At 46.0% G+C, this 21,213-nt stretch carries 18 protein-coding genes; 13 read left to right on the top strand and 5 right to left on the bottom strand.

The annotated features are described in order from the left end of the window. From GJQ68_RS04085 to GJQ68_RS04065, 5 genes are all read left to right on the top strand, one after another. Positions 1 to 1,068: a hypothetical protein gene (locus tag GJQ68_RS04085; protein WP_162416025.1), complete on the top strand. Its 1,068-nt coding sequence runs from the start codon at positions 1 to 3 to the stop codon at positions 1,066 to 1,068. Positions 1,069 to 1,162: 94 nt separating this feature from the next. Then, positions 1,163 to 1,552, top strand: a complete 390-nt coding sequence (locus GJQ68_RS04080) for a hypothetical protein (protein WP_162416024.1) — start codon at positions 1,163 to 1,165, stop codon at positions 1,550 to 1,552. Between the two features lie 329 nt (positions 1,553 to 1,881). Further along, positions 1,882 to 4,137 (top strand): TonB-dependent receptor domain-containing protein, encoded by a 2,256-nt coding sequence (locus tag GJQ68_RS04075; protein ID WP_162416023.1) that lies wholly within the window; start codon positions 1,882 to 1,884, stop codon positions 4,135 to 4,137. 174 nt (positions 4,138 to 4,311) lie between these two features. Further along, complete coding sequence (locus tag GJQ68_RS04070; protein ID WP_162343564.1) at positions 4,312 to 4,755, top strand: RrF2 family transcriptional regulator; 444 nt, start codon at positions 4,312 to 4,314, stop codon at positions 4,753 to 4,755. Positions 4,756 to 4,782: 27 nt separating this feature from the next. Beyond that, positions 4,783 to 5,178, top strand: a complete 396-nt coding sequence (locus GJQ68_RS04065) for a group III truncated hemoglobin (RefSeq protein ID WP_202927871.1) — start codon at positions 4,783 to 4,785, stop codon at positions 5,176 to 5,178. Here the strand turns inward: GJQ68_RS04065 and GJQ68_RS04060 are convergent. The 3 genes from GJQ68_RS04060 to nirK are packed head-to-tail and all read right to left on the bottom strand — an operon-like array spanning position 5,175 to position 8,059. Continuing rightward, positions 5,175 to 5,774 carry an SCO family protein gene (locus GJQ68_RS04060; protein ID WP_162416022.1) on the bottom strand — a complete coding sequence of 200 codons (600 nt, stop codon included), beginning with the start codon at positions 5,772 to 5,774 and terminating at the stop codon, positions 5,175 to 5,177. The two genes, GJQ68_RS04065 and GJQ68_RS04060, sit on opposite strands and share 4 nt — an antisense overlap. 39 nt (positions 5,775 to 5,813) lie before the next feature. Further along, positions 5,814 to 6,587, bottom strand: coding sequence for a formylglycine-generating enzyme family protein (locus GJQ68_RS04055; protein ID WP_162416021.1), 774 nt, complete (start codon positions 6,585 to 6,587; stop codon positions 5,814 to 5,816). Further along, on the bottom strand, positions 6,584 to 8,059 hold the full coding sequence (gene nirK / locus GJQ68_RS04050) for a copper-containing nitrite reductase (protein ID WP_162416020.1): 1,476 nt from the start codon (positions 8,057 to 8,059) through the stop codon (positions 6,584 to 6,586). The genes GJQ68_RS04055 and nirK overlap by 4 nt, the downstream gene beginning before the upstream one ends. Positions 8,060 to 8,333: 274 nt before the next feature. On the opposite strand from nirK, the gene GJQ68_RS04045 reads away from it, so the two are divergent. The 8 genes from GJQ68_RS04045 to GJQ68_RS04010 all read left to right on the top strand — a co-directional run bounded on the left by GJQ68_RS04045 (position 8,334) and on the right by GJQ68_RS04010 (position 15,985). Beyond that, the gene (locus GJQ68_RS04045) at positions 8,334 to 9,569 is read left to right on the top strand and encodes a hypothetical protein (protein ID WP_202927870.1); all 1,236 of its coding nucleotides are present in this window, start codon (positions 8,334 to 8,336) and stop codon (positions 9,567 to 9,569) included. Positions 9,570 to 9,623: 54 nt separating this feature from the next. After that, positions 9,624 to 10,127, top strand: a complete 504-nt coding sequence (locus GJQ68_RS04040; RefSeq protein ID WP_162416019.1) for a c-type cytochrome — start codon at positions 9,624 to 9,626, stop codon at positions 10,125 to 10,127. Between the two features lie 26 nt (positions 10,128 to 10,153). Beyond that, complete coding sequence (nosZ, locus tag GJQ68_RS04035) at positions 10,154 to 12,172, top strand: Sec-dependent nitrous-oxide reductase (protein ID WP_162416018.1); 2,019 nt, start codon at positions 10,154 to 10,156, stop codon at positions 12,170 to 12,172. A 61-nt stretch (positions 12,173 to 12,233) separates the two neighbouring features. Beyond that, positions 12,234 to 12,830: a hypothetical protein gene (locus GJQ68_RS04030; protein WP_162416017.1), complete on the top strand. Its 597-nt coding sequence runs from the start codon at positions 12,234 to 12,236 to the stop codon at positions 12,828 to 12,830. Next, positions 12,827 to 13,264: a nitrous oxide reductase accessory protein NosL gene (locus GJQ68_RS04025; protein ID WP_162416016.1), complete on the top strand. Its 438-nt coding sequence runs from the start codon at positions 12,827 to 12,829 to the stop codon at positions 13,262 to 13,264. Before GJQ68_RS04030 ends, GJQ68_RS04025 begins: the two co-directional genes overlap by 4 nt. A gap of 7 nt (positions 13,265 to 13,271) precedes the next feature. Continuing rightward, positions 13,272 to 14,519, top strand: coding sequence for a nitrous oxide reductase family maturation protein NosD (gene nosD / locus GJQ68_RS04020; RefSeq protein ID WP_235941081.1), 1,248 nt, complete (start codon positions 13,272 to 13,274; stop codon positions 14,517 to 14,519). Beyond that, a complete protein-coding gene (locus GJQ68_RS04015) occupies positions 14,506 to 15,225 on the top strand; it encodes an ABC transporter ATP-binding protein (RefSeq protein WP_162416015.1) in 720 nt (239 codons plus the stop codon). The genes nosD and GJQ68_RS04015 overlap by 14 nt, the downstream gene beginning before the upstream one ends. Beyond that, positions 15,218 to 15,985, top strand: coding sequence for an ABC transporter permease subunit (locus GJQ68_RS04010; protein WP_162416014.1), 768 nt, complete (start codon positions 15,218 to 15,220; stop codon positions 15,983 to 15,985). The genes GJQ68_RS04015 and GJQ68_RS04010 overlap by 8 nt, the downstream gene beginning before the upstream one ends. A 727-nt stretch (positions 15,986 to 16,712) precedes the next feature. Here GJQ68_RS04010 and ccsA read toward each other — a convergent pair. Beyond that, positions 16,713 to 19,835, bottom strand: a complete 3,123-nt coding sequence (gene ccsA / locus GJQ68_RS04000) for a cytochrome c biogenesis protein (RefSeq protein WP_235941079.1) — start codon at positions 19,833 to 19,835, stop codon at positions 16,713 to 16,715. Positions 19,836 to 19,845: 10 nt separating this feature from the next. Continuing rightward, entirely contained in the window at positions 19,846 to 21,165 is a 1,320-nt protein-coding gene (locus GJQ68_RS03995) for a hypothetical protein (protein WP_162416013.1), read from the bottom strand. Between the last annotated feature and the right edge of the window lie 48 nt (positions 21,166 to 21,213).

The following is a 21,213-nucleotide window of genomic DNA, read 5'->3' as shown; positions in this document are numbered from 1 at the left end:
ATGAAAAAAATAGCACCTGCCTTTATCCTGCCACTAGTAATAGGCGGCCTTATTACCGGGCTTTTAGGTGGATGGCTGAGGCTTGGTTTTGAAGGTTTTGCTGCTCAAATGCCAGCAGCCCACCACGGAGTTTTGATGATAGGAGGATTTTTCGGAACGCTTATTTCGCTGGAGCGGAGTGTGGTCATGAAAAAGGCAGTTTGGTTAATGGTTCCTGTGCTGAGTGGTTTGTCCATCCCCTTGTTTTTGGGCGGACTGCACGGCATGGGGGCTGTTTTTTTAGTTATTGCCAGTTTGGGTCTGGTAGGTATGATGTACTTTCAAACGCTCAAAACCCCGCATGTACACGCCTATTTGATAGCCTTTGGAGCGGCTTGTTGGATGTTGGGAAACTTCGTCTACCTCTACACCGGATTTGTAGCACTGTCTGCAGGCTGGTGGATGGCATTTCTGTTTTTCACCATCGTCGGTGAAAGGCTCGAACTAAGCCGGTATTTGCCTATTCCCGCAGCCATTTACCGACTATTCTATCTGATACTTGCTGGCTATGGGCTGGGTTTATTGCTTCCTTTTCATCAATGGGGCCGGATGGTTTTGGGAATTTCAGGCATCGGAGCAGGTCTCTGGTTATTGCGGTATGACATGGCCCGGTTTGGGGTGAAAAAAGCAGGGCAATTTCGTTATATCGGAATTGGCCTGTTGGTGGGCTTTGCCTGGCTAGTACTTCATGGCCTGGTGTTGGTGTTTTTGGCTAATCATCCCTTCCATTACGATTTGTATGTGCATACCTTTTTTATCGGGTTTGCTTTTTCAATGATTTGGGCACATGCCCCGATCATTTTTCCGGCGGTCTTTAAGGTTCGGGTAGATTTGTTTCACCCCTTTTTGTGGTGGGGATGGGCTTTATTTCAACTCACTTTGATAGGCAGAATTACATCAGCCTGGGCAGGTTGGCCTGATTGGAGGTATCTTTTTGGTACGTTAAATGGCTTTTCTATTCTTGCAATTTTTCTAAGTATGGGGTTCATCTTTTTTTTTCAGATGGAAAAGGAAAGAGCCTGTAAATAAGGCTTCTTTGGCTCAAATTCCTAAAAAATCCTTTCCAGATCGGGAAATGGTAACGGGGAAATGAATTAGTTATTTTATCTTTGTCAGCAGAAACATGGCACCCCGATTCATTTCATATGGCATCCCGATTTTGCTGGCTGGCATGATGCTGGTTCAGAGCACTACCTTGTCCCTGATTCAGTTCAATTTTTTATGGAATAGGGATTCAATTGCTGCCTTATTCTGTGTCAATTTAGACAAGCCCGAAATGAATTGCGAAGGCTCCTGTGAGTTGGGCCGAAGGTTAGAAAAAGCAGCGGATACGGAACAGCCTCAAGCCCTTCAGCTTCCTGAGTTTGCCAGCTGGGTTTTTGTTTTCTCTTCCCCTTTTTCACTGCATATTCCCTTTTGTTCAGGTACAGACGGTCAGGTAGCCACTTGTTTTTTGCTGCCTGGCAAAAGTCGTTTCTCGACAGACGGAATTTTTCATCCGCCCCAATCCTGATTTCCTTTCTTAGGTTGTTGACAGTGGGGTGCTGGTTTGGTCAAGAATTTCGCCCGGTTTCTTCGCATCAATAGAAATCGCAAAAGCTATTCTTAGACATCCCTCATTTGGTTACTAGGCTGCCCCTATCAGGCAGTGTATCCTGAATGGCGTGCATTCGATCAGACTGTTGACTGATTTACACCAGGTAGTTGCCGCACGGTGACAAATGCTACGTTATTGAAAAATTCGTAACAATACCTTAGCGATACAAGCTGTCTCAACCGATTCTGAACGATGTATTCCTTTATATAAATTACCCTTTTGGGAGATCTAATAATTAATTTAAGATGAAACCTATATATTTCAATTTTATTCTAACCATGTTTTTGATGGCTGCTTTTTCTGTTGCTTTTGCGCAGGAAACCAGACCGATCCGCTTTTACGATGCGGAAGATGCCTCAGCGATTGTGGGGCTGCACTACAGGTACGGAAACCAGCAAGGGAGCAGTGATTCCACCGGCAGGGTTATTCTTTCTTTTCAAAAAGGGGCATCCCTTCGTCTTGAGCATATACGATACGGGACCTGGGACCTTACCAATACTGAATTTAACCGGCTTTGGGAGCAGGGAAGTGCTGCCTGGAATCCGGACTGGGTGGAACTTTTGCCTGTTTCCGTTATCGCTATAAGCTCGCCCCAGGAAAAAGACCAACAAATGAGTTTTTCTGCCCGGGACAAGATTCACCACGATGCCGGAGCATTGCTGAACGAAAACCCCATGATAGCTTCCATCCGAAAAAGTGGTGCTTTCGGTTTTGATCCGGTGATGCGCGGTTTCAAATACGATCAGATCAATGTGGTAGTGGATGGACTTCAGTCGGCTACTGCTGCCTGCCCCAATCGGATGGATCCGCCTACTTCACAAATTGCACTGGGTCGTATGCAAAAAGTGGAACTTCTTAAAGGACCGCATGCGCTCCGGTACGGCATCGGTTTGGGAGGGACCTTGAATTTTGTCAGTGAAGCTCCGGATTTTAGTGAAGAATCCGATCTTTATGGTCGGTTTTCCAGTATGTGGGAGCAGAATGGAAAGGTCTTGCGAAACGAAGGAAAACTCGGATGGAAGCGCAAAAATGCAGATATGGGTATACTTGGTTCCTGGTCTAAGGGATCAGATTACCTGGATGGTGATGGCACTGCCGTTCCTGCTTCCTTTATGCGTGGATCAGTGGGGTTTTTTGGGGACTTCAAGACAGGAGAAAGCGAAATACTGTCCCTGAACCTAAATCGGAATTTTGCCAGAAACGTAGATTTCCCGACGCTGGGCATGGATCTGCGCAAAGACGATACCTGGGTCGGAAATGCTAAATTTCAAAAGTTCTTTCAAAGGAAACACCTTAAATCGATTACGCAATCCTTTTATCTGAGTAAAGTCGATCACCTCATGGATAATGGGATGAGAGAGATCGAACCTAGGATGATGGATGCCCGAACGCCTGCGAAAACATCTAACGGTGGAGGAAGGATGGAAGGAGAATGGCACCTGGCAGCTGGGAAGTTATTTGCAGGAGTAGATGGCCGCAGGGAAAAGGCGGCGGGAGAAAGGGAACGTACCTTTTTGATGGGGCCGAACGAGGGAAAAACCATGGTGGATAATGCATGGCAAGAGTCTGTAATTCAAAAATGGGGTGTTTTTGGAGCCTATTCCCTGCCAATAAATCAGGGAGTGCTAAGTGTGTCCGGAAGGTTGGATATGAATCAGGCCCGAGCGTTAAATCCCACGGAGGAGTTTAGGCAGCAGGTCGAATCAATTTCATCCCTGCAAGCCAATCCCGGGATATCCCTGGGCTGGCAAAGCGACTTGAATGAGGCCTGGCAAATGGGCTTATGGATGGCAAGGGTTAGCCGGAGCGGAAGCCTTACCGAACGGTACATTCATTATTTTCCCGTGGGGCTAGACCCTTACGAATTGCTGGGAAACCCGCAAATGAAACCGGAAACGAATAATCAACTGGATGTAAGCCTGCACCATCGTTCCGAACACTTTTCGTTTTCTCTCAGCTTGTTTGCCGCCTACCTGACAGACTATATTACGGGTGTGAGAACAGATCTTGCACCCCGATTACCCCAGAGTCCGGGAGTAAGGCAATTTGTAAATGTGAATGAGGCATTAAAAACTGGATTTGAATGGACCTTCGAGCATCGCCTGGGAACAAATTGGTCGCAAGTATTGATGGCGGCCTATACGTATGGGCAAGACCTTAGCCATCAGGAACCGCTTCCAGAAATTTCTCCCCTGGATGTCCGGTATTCCTTGCAAGGGAGCCATTTTGGCGGCAAACTTACTTCTTTATTAAGGTGGCGTCTGGTTACGGCGCAAAAAAGAGTATCAGAACGATTTGCGGAACCTTCCAGCTCTGGTTTTCACTTGCTGGATATGGAGGGAAGTTATCGGTTGGCATCTTCACTAACAGTAAGGGCTGCTGTTCATAATCTGCTAAACCAATCCTATTATGAACACCTGAATCGTCCAATCGGTATTCAGGGCATACCTTTATACGCACCAGGAAGGAATTTTAGGTTAATGCTGAGCATGGATTTCTAAAAAAAGATAAAAAAGTATTTTATTAAATCGGGAATCTGACTATATTTGTCCTTGTTTACCTTCTCAAACACTGATAGTCACTTAAAATCGGAGAGCTCTTTTGCAAAAACCACTTGGAAGTTCCGCATGGTTTATGGGAAGAAGAATTTTGAAAAAATGATAACCAATACATAAATGTTTTCAAAAGCTTGTGAATACGGAATCAGGGCAGTGATCTATATCTGGTCCCAAAATAAAAGGGGAATCAAATTGGGGGTAAAAGATATTTGTAAAGAAATAGACGCTCCGGAATATTTCACGGCTAAAATATTGCAATCCCTGGCAAAACAAAACTTGGTTAGTTCTACTAAAGGACCGAACGGCGGGTTTTACATTGACGAGGACCAGGAAAACATGCGCTTATTGGACCTGGTGATTGCCATTGATGGGGATAAGCTTTTTAATGGTTGTGGATTGGGATTGAAGCACTGTTCGGAAAATCACCCTTGTCCCATACATGACGAGTACAAGGCCATCCGGGATGGGCTTACCCGGCTTTTGTCTGAAAAGTCATTGAAGGAGGTAGCCAGCGAAGTAGCCTCCGGCAAGGCCACGCTGAGCCGCGTACTGAATCCCTGATGTCGTATATATATAAATAGGTTACAGATGGTAGTGAAGAAGGAAATTGAATCAATAGCGGAGATTAGGGAATTGGTAGACACTTTTTACGACAAAGTTCGAAGGGACCCCTTGTTAGGGCCGGTTTTTGAAAAACGGATTGGAGATAGTTGGGATGCCCATTTAGGAAAAATGTACCGGTTTTGGCAGACAGTATTGCTTCAGGAACATACCTATCATGGAAGTCCCTTTTCGCCCCATGCGACCATGCCGATTGGGAAGGAGCATTTTCAGCGCTGGTTGCAGTTATTTCAGGAGACACTGAAGGAAAACTTTACAGGAGAGAGGGCGGATGAAGCACTGTGGAGAGCGGAGAAAATGGCCCAAATGTTTCAGCTGAAAATTGCCTATTATCAGGAGAATCACATTCATCCGATTGGTTAATTTTTCTCCGAGACCCTCTGAATATTCTCAATGATCTCCTCATTTTGCAAACCCAGGCCTTCTTTTTGATACTGAAGCACACCTTCCCTATCAAACACACTGATGATATTCGAATGGGAAAAATCGATGGGATCTATTTTTTTGTATTTCATGGAAAGCACATTGGCAAATTCCCTTACACCGGATTCGGTTCCTTGTAGAAAGAGCCATTGCTCCCCATCCATTCCATTGTCAGAAGCAAATTGCTTTAATTTTTCAGGATGGTCGTTTTCAGGATCAATGCTGACCAAAATATACCGGGGTTGAAGTTGTACCTGGGATGCCGCTTTTGCTTCAATTTCCCGCATGTCGGCAACCAGCCTTGGGCAGGCCGTTTTACAGGCAGTGTAAATCATCACCACCACCAAAGGCTGTCCTTTTAGGTCCTGGAATGAAATTTTTTCACCATGATGGGTATTCCAATCGGAAGGAAGGTGGTAAATAGACATGTCATGCATACCTTCCTGCTGGTCTGGTTTAGCCGTGGTGCTGTTGTCCGATTGGCCACAGCTTAAAAGCAGGCTGGCCATTACGAATAATTGGATAGAATTTTTCATTGTCTTTTGGATTCGTGTAATCTTATTAATCTCTTTTTATCACTTACTGTCTGAAGGTAAATCGCCGGCACAGCGAAATCCCAAATTAGTCAGTGAGTAGCGGGCTTTCAGGCTGGAGCGCATGGCATAGCGCATAAAGGCTGCATAATTCATCAGGTCATTGGCTCCCAGGGCGCCACTTGCACAAAAAAGTCCCAAGTCTGTGTTGCCATTATTTCGAGATTCACCGGTGAGAATGATGCTATTAAAGTCCTGTGTCCATTCCCAAACCAATCCATGCAGGTCATGAATTCCCCAGGCATTTTGCTCCTGAATACCTACCTCCATAAGGTAGGTTTTGGGTTTCTCATAACTGGAAAGAATGGAAAGGGTAAAAAGACTGTCCTCCCGGGCATCTTTTTGGGTTGCGCTGGCCATGGCCACGTACTCCCATTCATCCACAGTTGGCAGGCGCTTACCCTGGCAATCGCAATAGGTTTTTGCCGCAAACCAGGAAACCTGCACTACGGGACTGTTTTTCAGGGTTTCCGGAATCTCTAGATCGTTCTCCCACAACTGCAGGTACCGTTCATCGGCAAAAAGTCGTTTTACACCTGATTTTCGCCATTCCGGATATTCTTTGACAAAATTCAGGAAATCCGCATGTGTGACGGGTTCCGCATCAATATAAAAACCGTTCACTCTTACCAGCTCCGCGCTGCTACCATAAAGGGGGGCGTAAGCTCCCCCTTCTATGGATACCATATCCTCGTATTGTGCATGCAGGCCCATCGCCTGCATGCTGAATAAGACTAAAATTGCCAGCGCTTTCATTTTCTTCTGGATTGTACCATTTCCGGACTGATTACAGTACCGTTATTTCCCCAGCTATGATACACATAGGTCAGGACGTTTGCCACTTCCTCATTGGTAAGCTGTTGAGCTGGCATAATGCTGTTATAATTTTTACCGTTAACGGTGATTTCACCGGAAAGCCCGTTAAGGAGGACATCAATTGCCCGTTCCGGATCGGCATTGAGATAGTCGGCATCTGCCAGGGGAGGAAAGGCATTGGGAACGCCTTGGCCGTCCGTTTGGTGACAGGCAAAGCAGGCTTGCATGTACAGTTTTTTGCCAGCAGCAATTTGTTCTTCCTGGCTGAGTTCTTTAGGTGCAGTCAGCTCCATTTCTGATTGGGGCATGGTTTGGATCACGCTACCTTCCGGCTGATAGATACCCTCCATGATTTCTCCTGCAAATACGGCTGGATTTTCTTCCCCACTTACAGCCAGAACGCCAAGTGCTCCTTTATTGAAGGCTCGGAAGATGCTGTGGTCTACCAGTACCAGATTGGACGGAACGTCTGCGACAAATTCCAGAATGGCCGATCCTCCAGCGGGCACCAAAGTGGTCTGCACATTGGTATTGGTCTGGCTTCCACCTTCTACGTATACCTTGTCGAAAATTTCACCGATCACGTGAAAGGAGGAAGCCAGGTTGGGTCCGCCATTGCCAAAAAAGATGCGGATACTTTCGCCCACCTTTGCAGTAATCGCATTGTCTCCCGATAACCCGTTAACACTGCCGTTGAACACCACGTAATCGGGGTTTTCGTCTATGGCTTTCTGCATACTAAAAGGTTGTAATCCGGCTTGCCCGTATTTGCCTTCGGTATAAAAATCTCCTTGCATAACATAGAATTCCTTGTCTACCGGGGGCAATCCTCCTGCAGGTTCTACTAATATCAATCCATACATGCCGTTTGCGATGTGCATTCCGACAGGAGCCGTAGCGCAGTGGTAAACGTATAGTCCCGGATTGATTACTTTGAAGGAAAAGGTTTTTTCATGTCCTGGAGCAACGAATGAGGCCTCTGCACCACCGCCTTGCCCGGTAACAGCATGCAGGTCTATGTTGTGAGGCAGCTTATTGTCGGGGTGGTTTTTGATCTTGAATTCTACCAGGTCACCCACCCGGGTGCGTATAAAGGAACCAGGCACCGAACCGCCAAAGGTCCAGTACATATAGGTAACACCGTCGGCCATTTCAGCCTCCTTTTCGATGATCTCCATCTCCATATACAGTTTTTTAGCGGGGCGGTTTCCCACCGGGGGCGGCACTAATGGAGGCGCGGTTAAAATGGCTTCCTCTTCTCCAAATAGTTTCATTTGGGAATTGGTAGTCACACTCTCAGGGCGATAGGTTTTTTCGGAGGCTTCACTACCACAGCTTTCCAATCCAAATATCAATAAAAAGATAAAAGGATAAAAAACTCTTAAATTAATTTTCTTGTTTACGTTTTTCATGGCGAATGGTGCTTAATCGTGTTCTAGATCCCGGGTGATGACAAGATTCCGGCTATTATGAAAGCAAAGGTAACAGCGAAATGGAATTTATTTCTGTAGAAAAATTAGCTTCAAACATGATATTCATCATCATTTTTTTAAATAGGACAAAGTTATCTGAAAATTATATGTAATTTTGTTTATCAATTGTATTTGGCTAACTGGTGTTGTCAAAAAGGTAATATTCAGAAAGCTATGTGGAGGTGGGATTATTTTTCCATTTAATGACAAATCAATGAGGAAATCCTGGGTTTTAGTCGTTTTACTCAATTTTTTGATTGCTGCCGTTTTTGGTGGGTTGCTTCGTGCGGCATTTGTCTGGGAAATCAATTGGATGGATTACCGGAACCTGCTTCATGGCCATTCACATGTGGCGCTGCTGGGATGGCTTTATCTGGGGTTCTTTTTGTTAATCTACAGACAGTTGATTCCAGCGGAAAAATCCCGGAAGGCCATTTACGCCATTCTTTTTTGGATCACACAATGTACCGTTTTGGGTATGGCGGTGGCTTTCCCAATTCAAGGATATGCTGGATTTTCTATTTTCTTTGCCACACTACACATTTTTAGTAGTTACCTGATGGTTTTTCAGGTATGGAAAGATCATGATCGGTCCAATCCCCAGGTAACGCTATTGTTAAAGACGGCCTTGGTGTTTCTGGTGTTATCAACCATGGGGATTTGGGCACTGGCTGCGATTATGGTGACGGGGGGAAAGGCGGGCTTGCTCTATCAGATTGCCATCCAATTTTACCTTCATTTTCAATTTAACGGCTGGCTGCTTTTCATTTTACTGGCATTGTTAGTAAAACACCTGCAAAACGTTACCTGGCTTACAGATCATTTTCGTTTTGTCTACCGCATTCTACTCAGTAGTCAGATTTTGACTTTCTCCCTGGTGATTTTTTGGGCTTATCAGTCGTTTTGGGCCTATCTGGTTCACGGCATTGGTGCTGTGGCACAGTTTTTAGTGGGCGTGGCGATTATTTACCATATTATAAACATAGGTGGCTCCTTGTCCAGGCAAAAAAGCATTTGGCCTTTTGCAAAATTAGCTGTAATAGTCGTCGGAATCCGGGTTTTGTTTGAGTTTCTGTTAGTTTTTCCTGATTTGGCAGAGATGGCAGTTGTTTTGCGACCCATTATTGTAGGCTTCATCCATCTTAACATGTTGGGCCTTTTTTCCGCCTACTTGTTGTTCGCCCTATATCAGGGAGAAAAGGTTGAAAGAAGAAACACCTGTTTAAAAGGCAGCGTCCTGTTCTTTTACCTGGGTTTTATAGGTTCGGAATTGTATCTGTTTTTGCAAGGCTTTTTTTACTGGCAAGAGTGGGGAAGACTGCCTTGGTTTTACGAGGGGCTTTTCATTACTTCCTGCTTTTTACTTATCGGAATAGTTATATATGGACTGAAAATTTTTAAAGTAATTTATTTTAACACCGAAAAAAGTATATTTATGTACAATAAGTAACCGTTTATACCTGAACAATTTTAAAAAGCATCGTTAACTTAAATCCAACAAACAATGAAACATTTCCAAAAACTAATTTATGGGGTTCCGCTTCTACTGGTTTTTTCCTGTGGAGGGGGTGAAACTACCCAAAATCAAGCCGACGAATCCTCATCTCAAAATACTGAAAATGAGGAACCCGAGACCATCAAAATGGGGAAAGGGGTTGGTGAATTTACGGAAGTAGAAGTGTCAGACCCACTTAATGAGGAATGGATAGAACGCGGACAGTCGATATACGACTTAAAATGTTCCGCTTGCCATAAGTTGACTGATCAGCGCGTGGTGGGACCCGGTTTTGAGGGCGTAACCAATCGCAGGAAACCAGAGTGGATCATGAATATGATTACCAATGTAGATGCCATGTTAGCACAGGATCCAGTTGCCCAGAAGTTACTGGAAGAATGCATGACCCGCATGCCGAATCAGAATATCAAACCGGATGATGCCCGTAAACTTCTGGAATTTTTCCGGCAAAACGATATGGAAACGCTCGGTCAAAAAGACCAGGCAATATAGAAAAAAACCCTAAAAACAAAGAACATATGAAAACCAAAGCGTTTGAAATCATTCCAATTCTCACACTAGCAGCATTGCTGTATTCCTGTGGCGGTTCAGATACCGGCCAAATGATAACAGGGGATGCTGCCCAACAGGTGTATGTAGCTCCCGGTGAGTACGATGAGTATTATGCGTTTATGTCCGGTGGATACAGCGGACAGATTACGGCTTACGGCCTGCCCTCAGGAAGGCTCTTGAAAGAAATACCGGTATTTTCCCAATATCCCGAAAATGGCTACGGATATAGTGAAGAAACCAAGCCCATGTTTAACACATCCTATGGTTTCGTTCCCTGGGATGATTCTCACCATATCGAACTTTCACAGACGGAAGGAGAATTCGACGGACGATGGCTCTTTGTGAATGGAAACAATACCCCAAGGATAGCCCGAATTGATTTAAAGACCTTTGAAACGGTCGAAATACTGGAAATTCCCGATGTGGCAGGGCTGCATTGCGCACCCTTTATTACTGAAAACTCGGAGTATCTGGTTTCGGGAACGCGCTTTAGTGTGCCGATACCGCAAAAGGATGTGCCGATCGATACCTATAAAGAAAATTTTAAAGGATTGATCAATTACGTGACCGTAGACCCGGAGCACGGTCACATGGACCTGGCCTTCCAGATAGAAATGCCGGGTTTTAATTACGACCTGGCCCGAAATGGGAAAGCCGTCTCCCATGGATGGAGTTTTTTGACTACCTACAATTCGGAACAGGAGCATTCCTTGCTGGAAGTAAATGCCTCCCAAAAAGACAAGGACCTAATGGCCGTGGTTAACTGGAAAAAAGCGGAGGAATACCTGGAACAGGGTAAATTTACAGAACGGGAAACTTCCTACTTCCACAACCTGATGGATGAGGGATCAGGGATTGTGAATTCAACGGAAAGAAGCAGCACCCGAATTCTGGATCCAAAAGAATGTCCGGATATGGTGTATTTTATCCCGGTTCCCAAATCCCCTCACGGCTGCGATGTAGACCCTACCGGTGAATACATTGTGGGCAACGGAAAGCTATCGGCTGATATGTCCGTCTATTCCTTCAGTAAAATAATGAAAGCCATCGAGGAAGAAAATTTTGACGGGGAGTTTGATGGAATTCCCATTATCAACTACGAGGCGGCCCTTCATGGGATTGTAGAAAAGCCAGGCTTGGGACCATTGCATACCGAATTTGATGGTCGGGGAAATGCCTATACCACTTTCTTTATTTCTTCTGAGGTAGTAAAATGGGATGTGGAAAGCAAGGAGATTTTGGACCGGCAACCCACTTTTTACTCTCCCGGACACCTGGTAATTCCCGGAGGAGAAACGCGAAATCCGGATGGCAAATACCTGGTGGCAATGAATAAAATCACCAAAGACCGGTATTTACCTACCGGACCAGAACTAGCGCACTCAGCCCAGCTATTTGATATTAGCGGGGACAAAATGAAGTTGATCCTGGATTTCCCTACCAAGGCCGAACCGCATTATGCGCAAGCTATTGCGGCGGATAAAATCCAGCCTAACTCGGTCAAATTCTTCGACATAGAGAGTAATACGCATCCTCATGCTACTATGGGCGAGAGTCGATCCAGAGTGGAGAGAGATGGGAATGAAGTCCACGTGTACATGACGGCTATCCGAAGTCATTTGGCTCCAGACAACATTGAAGGTATAAAGTTAGGCGATCAGGTTTATTTTCACCTGACCAATTTGGAACAGGACTGGGACGTGCCGCACGGGCTGGCCATACAGGGGGCTACCAATGCGGAACTCCTGGTCATGCCGGGACAAACACGCACCCTTCTGTGGGAGCCCAAACGTCCGGGGGTTTTTGCCTTCTATTGCACAGACTTCTGTTCTGCCCTGCACCAGGAAATGTCCGGATACGTCAGGGTTTCTCCCCAGGGATCTGATGTGCCGCTGAAATGGGGTCTTAATGAAGAATTGCACAATGATGAAGAAGCTGCCCTTGAGTTTCAGGAAAATGCCCGAAAATTAGCTAATAACCAGTAAAAATCCATCCAAAGCTACCGGAATCTCCGGTAGCTTTATCTTCCCCTATAAATCCCTTATTATGGAGCTTAGACCAAATTCATCCACTTCCAGGTGGTTTCAGCTTGCTGCAGTTATTGCGCTGGCAGGGGTATTTGTATTCCCTTTATGGCAAATCACCCTAGAGGCCGCTCAGTTTCCGGGAGGCCTGCAAATGCATATCTGGATCAACAAGGTTTCGGGCAGTGACAAGCATATTGTGAAAAATATCAATATTCTAAACCACTATATTGGCATGCAGGCCATCCATCCTGAATCCATACCTGAACTAAAGTATTTTCCCTTTGTAGCTTATGCCATGATGGCATTGGGACTTCTTGGAATTTGGATCAACAAGGTATGGTATTATGGGTTTTGGTTTTTGCTTCTGGCTATCCTGGGAGCCCTGGGTATTTATGATTTTTACCTTTGGCTCTACGATTATGGCCACAACCTGGATCCCAAGGCTCCTATTAAAGTCCCGGGTATGAGTTACATGCCGCCCTTGCTTGGAGAAAAAGACCTTCTTAATTTCTATGTCAAATCTTATCCCCATTTTGGAGGTCTTGGATTAGGTCTGGCCGTACTTCTAGGCTTTGCTTCCTTTTGGACGAAATGGAAATTCAATAAAATGCAATGAATAGATTTCTTCGAAGCTTCTTTCTACATGGCTGTGTCCTGCTGATCCAATCTTGCAGCGTCTCACCCGAACCCATTAAATTTGGAGAAGATCACTGTGCCCATTGCAAGATGAAAATTATGGACCCGAGGTTTGGAGGAGAACTGGTCACTACCAAAGGCAGGATCTATAAGTTCGATGCGGTAGAATGCCTGGTTCCCTATCTGCAAGAGAATGCGTCCATGGAGTTTGGCCACACGTTGGCCATCGCTTATGATGAACCAAAGAAGTTGGTTGATGTCCGTGAATTGTCCTTTGAAATAGACTCTTCGTATCGCAGTCCGATGGGGGGAAACCTCGCTGCCTTTCGCCAATCTCAAAATGCCATGGGAAATGAGTTGATATCCTGGGAAGAGCTGAAAGAGAAAGAGTTGTTTGCACCTTTGAATCCCTAAGTTGCTTATGAGCGCATGGAAACCTTTTATATTATGCCTAATGACCCTGGTTCCCTGCTGGGGGAATGCAAAAACCATCGATTTATATCCGGGGGAGGGTAGGGTCATTTCGGACGCGATCCTGCTGGCGGCTCCCTACGATACCCTGGTGTTAAAAGAAGGGGTCTACCGGGAAAATTCCATAGCGGTGGACAAGCCGCTTGTTTTGTTGGGAGAGGAAGGTGCCATTGTAGACGGACAAATGGGAGACGAAATTTTTGTCATCGTTTCAGACGATGTCAGCCTGGAAAACCTTACCCTGAAAAATGTGGGCGTAAGTTACCTAAAGGACCGGGCAGCCATACGTTTAAACCGGGTTTCAAACGTAACGATCAGGAACAATCACCTACTGAATACCTTTTTCGGAATTTACCTTCAAAAATCCAATGAATGCCTGGTGGATGGAAACACCATCAGGGGGGCAGCGGAAGAGGAATCACGAGCTGGAAATGCCATTCATATCTGGCAGGGAAATCGAATCCGCGTAACCCACAATACCCTGAGCCATCACCGGGATGGCATTTATTTTGAGTTTGTGGACGAAAGTTACATTGCCTTCAATCAAAGCAGGGATAACATGCGTTATGGGCTGCATTTCATGTTTTCCAACGATGATACCTACGAAAATAATGTGTTTCAAAATAATGGCTCCGGAGTGGCCGTCATGTTTAGCAATCGAATAAGCATGGAAAACAATGAATTTTTGGACAACTGGGGAGGAGCCAGCTACGGGTTGTTATTGAAAGAAATTTCAGACGGCACCATCAGCGGCAATCGTTTTCAGTCCAATACAGTGGGGATTTATGCCGAGGGAGCTAATCGCCTGGTTCTTTCTCAAAACCTGTTGCAAAACAATGGGAAGGCCATGGACATAAAAGGAAATTGCATGGATAATCGGATTATAGAAAATAATTTTATTGGAAATACCTTCGAAGTATTGACCAACTCAAAATCGAATTTAAACCATTTTGAAGGCAATTACTGGAGCCAGTATTCCGGTTATGATCTGGACAGAGACGGGGTGGGGGATTTGCCTCACCGGCCGGTGAATCTTTTTGCCTTAATAACGGATAAAGTTCCTGCAGCCCACATGTTGTTGCACAGTTTTCTGGTCAGCAGTCTGGAGGTAGCAGAGCGCATGTTTCCTCAGTTTATCCCCGAACAATTGATCGATTCGCAACCGCAAATAAGTCCCTATCCCTATGATTTCGATTAAGCAATTGCACAAAAGGTTTGGCAGGCAGGAGGTGCTGAAGGGGATTGATCTTCATTTTTCGGCAGGGGAGGGCCTGGCCCTGATTGGCCCAAACGGCTCCGGCAAAACCACCTTAATTAAGTGTTTGCTGGGCCTAAATACCATCCGGCAGGATCAGATTCAATTTAATGGGCAGGATATTTTCGGGCAAAGTGCCTACCGAAAAAGTATCGGATACATGCCACAAATATCCCGGTTTCCAGAGCAGATGAGGGTAAAGGAGCTTTTTATGCTGATGAAATCCATCCGTACGGAAGTGTCCAATTATGATACGGATCTTTTTGAGGCCTTTGAAATAGAGGCCCTGTATCCGAAAAAAATGGGACTTTTGTCAGGCGGAATGCGTCAAAAGGTAAGTGCAGCCCTGGCGTTTCTGTTCCATCCGGATGTGTTGATCTTAGACGAACCCACTGCCGGGCTGGACCCCGTGTCGAATGAAATGCTGAAAGAAAAATTACGGAAGACCATCCATCAGGAAAACAAGTTGGTACTCATTACCTCTCATGTGCTGAATGACCTGGATGACATCGCCAGCAGGTTGGTTTATTTGATGGAGGGAAGGGTGCTCTTTGATAAGCAATTGACCGATTTGCAGGCAGAAACTTCCGAAAACAGATTGAATGCGATGATTGCGACCTTCTTACGAAAACAAACAAGTCATGGGTAAAATCATTCAATTTTTGGCTACCGACCTGGTCAAAAACAAAACCATTATCTTTTACCTCCTTTTTCTCTGGGTCACCGGTTTTGGACTGATCAGCCTTCAGGGACAAAGCGAAAAGATCTTACTGGCTTTATTGAATATCAGTATTTTGGTCGTTCCCATGGTCTGCCTGGTCTTTTCGATTATTTACTTTTACAATATGTACGAGTTTCTGTTGTTGCTTCATGCGCAACCGCTGGCAAGGAGTACCTTGCTGGTTTCTTTTTATACCAGTTTATCGCTGGTATTAACCGGGGTTTATTTGTTGGGACTGGGATTGCCGGTTTATTTTTCCGATGCGGGTGGTGTAGGACTCCTTTTGTTGCTTACCGGGAGCCTGTGGAATCTCATTTTCATCGGATTGGCTTTGTTGATGGCGATTTGGGCATCCGATCGAACGAAGGGCATGGGTTTTTCTTTGTTGATTTGGGTCTATTTTGTATTGCTGTTTGACGGTCTGGTATTACTGCTGATGTACAATTTCAACGAATACCCCATTGAAAAGCTGGTCTTGTACATTAGTTTTTTAAACCCCCTGGATCTGGGCAGGATCCTGGTCCTGATGCAGACCGATGCCGCGGCCCTTATGGGTTACAGTGGTGCCGTTTTCCAAAAGGTGTTTTCCGAAACCTGGGGAAAGGGCTTGGTGTTAGTGCTACTTCTCCTGTGGGCATTGATTCCTTTTTCGGTTTCCATCCGTTGGTTTAACAAGAAAGATTTGTGAGGGGGATCATGCATACTACTCACTCCATTTTATGCCGTTCCCAATTGATATACGTTGTACCGCCCGTTGCTGGCTTTGTTTTCGAGGGGCAAGTCACGGAAAATTCGGCATTCAATAGGCCAGGCTAGAAAAATATCTCGCCCCTGCAGGGCTTACCAAAACAATGATGCCATTGCGACGATGGGCTGCACCCACCGCTAGGATATGACGCACTTTCAGTGCTAGCATTAATTGAGTCAGCAGCCAGATCCGCTCGATAACCGGATACCTCCCCTTCGACTAGCAACGGATAACGTCTCTATAGAAAAACCCAAACGCTGAAAGCGCGTAATACCGGAGCACAGGGTGTAGCCCTGTGATAAATAGCCTCGATTCCGGCCTCCCAAGCCCTGTAGGGGCGAAATACACTCATCGGGATTTGCTAGTGCAAGAAAATATCCCGTTCTACAGGGATAAAATTAGAAGCCAGAACCAATCAATAACCGGATACCTGCCCTACAACTAGCAGGGGATAACGTCTCTATAGAAAAACTCAAGCGCTGAAAGCGCGTAATACCGGAGCACAGGGTGTAGCCCTGTGATAAATAGCCTCGATTTCGGCCTCCCAAGCCCTGTAGGGGCGAAATATATTCGACTAGTTGAAGCCGGAATCAGGAAACCGATTTGATGAGGGGAGGGGGTACCCCGGCATCTTCCCGCCTGCACTGGCTGGAAGTATACGATGAGCTCAGGCAATGATGCGTTTTTTGTCTTGAGTAGACCAGCCCCTGAAGGAATAGATCGTCGCAAATGAAATTACCAACAGGATTCCCGTGACTACATACACCCAGTTGGGAACCGGTACGGGATCCCCCGCTGCATAGGAGTGGAGGCCGGAAAGGTAGTAATTGACACCAAAGGAGGTCATGATAATACTGCTAAAAGCCCATAAACTGGCCAGGTTGAAAACCAAGGCATTTTTGAGCGCAGGCACCAGCCGCAGGTGAAGCACGAAAGCATAGACCATGATGGAAATGAGTGCCCAGGTTTCCTTCGGGTCCCAGGCCCAATACCTACCCCAGCTTTCATTGGCCCAGACGCCTCCCAGAAAGGTTCCTACTGTCAGTAAAAAAAGTCCTACCGTGAGGGCCAATTCATTAACCACATTTAATTCCAGCATGCTCTTCCACCATTCGGGACGTGGCGATTTTGGCTTAAATAGCATCAGTAGCAAACTTAGTAGTGCCAAAATGGCGGCCAGGGCCAACGGAGCATAGCCGCTAACGATGATCGCTACGTGAATTTTGAGCCAGTAGGAATGTAGGACCGGCATCAGGTTGGTGATTTCCGGATTGAGCCAATCCAAGAAACCTACAAATAGCAGGGTACCCGAAAAAAGCAACCCCAGTGGGATGGTAAACTTGGATTTTCCCGAAAAAACCAGACTAAAGAATAGAATTCCCCAGGCAACGAAGACAAGCATCTCAAAGCCGTCGCTCCAGGGAGGATGTTGCGCAATATACCAGCGAAGGGCCAGGTGAAAGGTAAACAAGCCCCAGCCCAGCCAGGTAAGCATCAACCCTGCTTTCCAGGTTTTCTTCAGCCAGGATGCCGTATAAAACAAGCGGGCAATGCCCAGCACCAGCATTACCAAGCCGATCAGCCAGAAAGGACCGAAAAGCCGGGAGCCCAGCCGAAGTTGGTTGTAAAGCAATTCTCCTTTGATCATAGAAGAGGCCGGATAGACGGATTTTCCGGCTTCCCGTTGAAATAGGTCTATGTAAGAAAGGGCTTCATCGGCCGCGTTCCAATCTCCCGTTTCCATGCCTTCCCGCAAACCTTTCAAATACAACGTACCGATATTGGCCACAAAACGGGCATCTTCTGCGGTAAATCCCTGCATGGATTCGTTTTTGGTAAACCAGGTGTCGTCAGGATCCAATTTATTGGGGTACAGCCTTAGAAAATCTCCCGTCAGCAGCCCGTAAAAAATATTGAATCGCTCATCGGTCTTCAATAGTTCATTGTCTGCATCCGACCGTTCAGCGGGTTTGAGCCGATTTACCGCCTCTACTTGCTCGTACAGCAGGTAACTTCCCTCATCGTCAATAAAGTCCTGAAAACGGAGTCGGGAGGCAGGGGCTACCTGCAGGGTTTGGAAAACCCCTGTCGATTTTTTCCGATCAATTTTTAAGAGCGGCAGTCTTTGGTACAATTCAGGATTTAACTGGACACCCAGCACCAGTTGTTCGGGACTCAACTGGATTTCATTTTCTCCCAAGGTTACTTCTGCGCTTGTTTTTCCGGTAAGTTTCCGTGTGATTTCCAGGGCCAGGGTGTTAAGCGGCTTCATCCGTCCGTCCATATCCTGTACGATAAGCCTGCCATACGCCAGTGCTTTATCCTCCGGCACCTTTGGTATTTCAGTGGATGGGTCCTGCGCAAAACTGCCTACTACGGGTCCCAGCAGGAACACCATGGCCAGGTTTTTTTTATAATCCAGGTTTTTAAGCTTTTTATTAAGAATTTGAAAACGGCTTCCTTTGGCAAATAGAGTCAGCAACATGCCCAGAAAAAGCATAAAAAAACCCAGATAGGTGGTATAGGTACCCAACCGATCCTGGTTAACGGTTAAGACCGTACCTTTCTCATCCTGATCGTAGGAGGATTGGTAGAAGCGATATCCTCTGTGGTCCAGTACATTATTCATAAAAATCCGGTACGGAAATTCGGTTCCCTCCTCCATCACCATCACTTCAGAGGCATAGCTGGCAGGGCTTTGGCTACCGGGGTACCTTTCCAGTTCAAATGCGTTCAGGTACAGCTCGAAGGGAAGGCTAATGGCTTTGGGTCCAAAGGTTAACTGAAATGGCTTTCCTTGATGGGTAAAGGAAAGCCATTGAGGTTCAGTCTGCACCAATGGCAGGAAACCACTAGCCAGCTGATTCCCTTGTTCATCCCTGGCCGATAGTTTTACCACATCTGGTAAATTTTTGGCCAATTCCGGGTTGGACTCGCTTTCATATTGCAGGCTGGCATCTTCATGGATGGCTTTCACCAAAAAGGCTCCTCCTTCCCACTGGTAGAGGGAGCGCAGATGCAACGGTTGGGTTTCTCCTTCATGGAGCACATGCATTTGCTGGCTGGCCATGTCCATGACCTGCAGGTGGACCGCTGACTCGATTTTCCAGCCTTCATCTGTTTGGAACAAACGAATGGGAGCTGCTGTGGTGGAACTAGTGGAAAGTAGCAGGTCGCCCAAGGGTAGGGCTTCACCTGCTTTTAACAGGTAATCTTTTCTGCCCGCCCCTCGAGCCACAGCAATGTCCAGGTAATCCTGATTGCCGGGGAGGAATGATTTTCTGGCTCCCGGCACGTAATCATCCAATTGGATGGTAAGGGAAGGTAAACCCGGGAAATTTACAGTGTGCTCCTTCGGGCTAAAGGAGCTGGTAAGCAAGGGAAAGGCCTTTTCAAATTTATGGTAATCGGCTACTTCCGGGTGCTCCAGTTGCAGGTAATTTCCAGAGGAATAAAACAGGCCGGAAGTCTCCCCTTCCCGAATTCGCATGGTACCCTCCGTACTAAAATACCGGGTAATGCCTGCCCCTAGAAGAATACAGATAAAAGCCAGGTGAAACAGGCCTATAGGCCATTTTTTTTGCCGGTACAGCTTGTATTGCCGAAAGTGGAAAATAAAATTTATCCCCATCCAGGCCATGAGGACTTCAAACCACCAGGCCTCGTATACCATCCCGCGTGCCACTTGGGTACCGTGGTCATTTTCTATAAATGTGGCAATGGCCATGGAACTTGCAAAAAGAAGGAAAAGCAGGAGAGTGGTTTTGGTAGAAACCAGTAATTTGATCATATACAGTGAACTAAAGCAAGATTCCGATAAATTTATTTTTCATGGTAGGCCTGACAATGAGCATCAGGTAGGCCCAATTTTGACTGTCCTTCAGGCTTCCATTATTTTGTATCCGTTCCATGGTTTCGGTGGCAAAAAACTGGCTGTATCCTCCCTGGAGTGAAATGGCATCATTGAAAACATAGCCCAATGATAGGTCTAGCTCCGTTCCAAGATGGGAGTCCATCGGGTCGGCATTTTGGTTGAAAGACAGCACCTCCGCCTGACTGTTAAACCAATGCCCATCCAGTTGCATAAAAAACTGCGGAGAAAAAGTCATCCTACCTTTAAGGTAATAATCGTTTAGTCCCACGTTATTTTCGTGGGTTCCGCCTACGTAGAAAAGGTCCATGTACCCGTTGTACAAGTGGTTGGTACCATATAAAGGGGAAAAAGACCTGTTTTTTGAAAGCTCGTTCGTAGAAGTACCGCTCAACATTTCAAACCCTCCGGCCAGGCGGAAATTTTTTCCTTCGGCTTTTTCGAAATGAAAGGTTTGGGTCACCTGAAAGTTGATGTCAAAGGCACTGACCGGCCTTCCCCATTTTCCCAATTGTTGGTAATAAAAACCACTAAACAGGGTATTGCCAGCCTGGTATTTTAGGGTTGGAATGCCAATGGTCTGCCGGAATTGGGTTTCGGCAAGAACGATTTCTCCTTGATTGTTTCGTTCGATAAATTGCCGGCCGTCATTCCAGAATAGCAATGAAAATTGAAAGTTATCCCAGCGATTTTCATACCGGACCATTTGGGCGAATTTGTATTGATTGGGCACCGTAAAAAGGTTTCCGGACAGGCTTTGGCCGTTTTGATTGTATCCTGCCCCAAGGTGTAGTTTATGTTCGTCTTTTTCGTATTTGACCAGGGCAAAATCATGGGCTCTTCCCTGTAGGGCCCAATCCAGGTTACCCAGAAACCGGAAGTTATCGTAGTTCAACTCCTGCCGTCCCAGTTTTATTTTCCAGGATTCTCCCAGAGATAATTCGGCATATGCCTCGTGAACAGATAATAAATTGTCACTTGCTTTCACCTGAGCCGTATTGCCCCAGGTCCGGATATCCTGTATGCTCATATAGATGGTTACGGCATCGGTCACATAGCTTGCCTGAATGCGGCCACGTTGCGCAATGAAACCCGCCGGATGGTCCGCACTATTGATTAACTGGCTGTATCCGTTTCTATATTCGGCCCGCTGAATGAGCTGACCATCCACCTTGAATTGGGCGTGTAATGGTAAGGTGGCGAGATGGCATAGTAGGGGTAACAGGATCAAAAATAGAAGTTTCTTCATAGGAATAGGGTTCAGATGATTGGTAGGCAGAAAATTAGTGTTGGGAAT

This window comes from Cyclobacterium roseum (assembly GCF_010119225.1).
Lineage (GTDB): Bacteria > Bacteroidota > Bacteroidia > Cytophagales > Cyclobacteriaceae > Cyclobacterium > Cyclobacterium roseum.
This window is presented reverse-complemented; position numbering and strand designations above follow the sequence as displayed.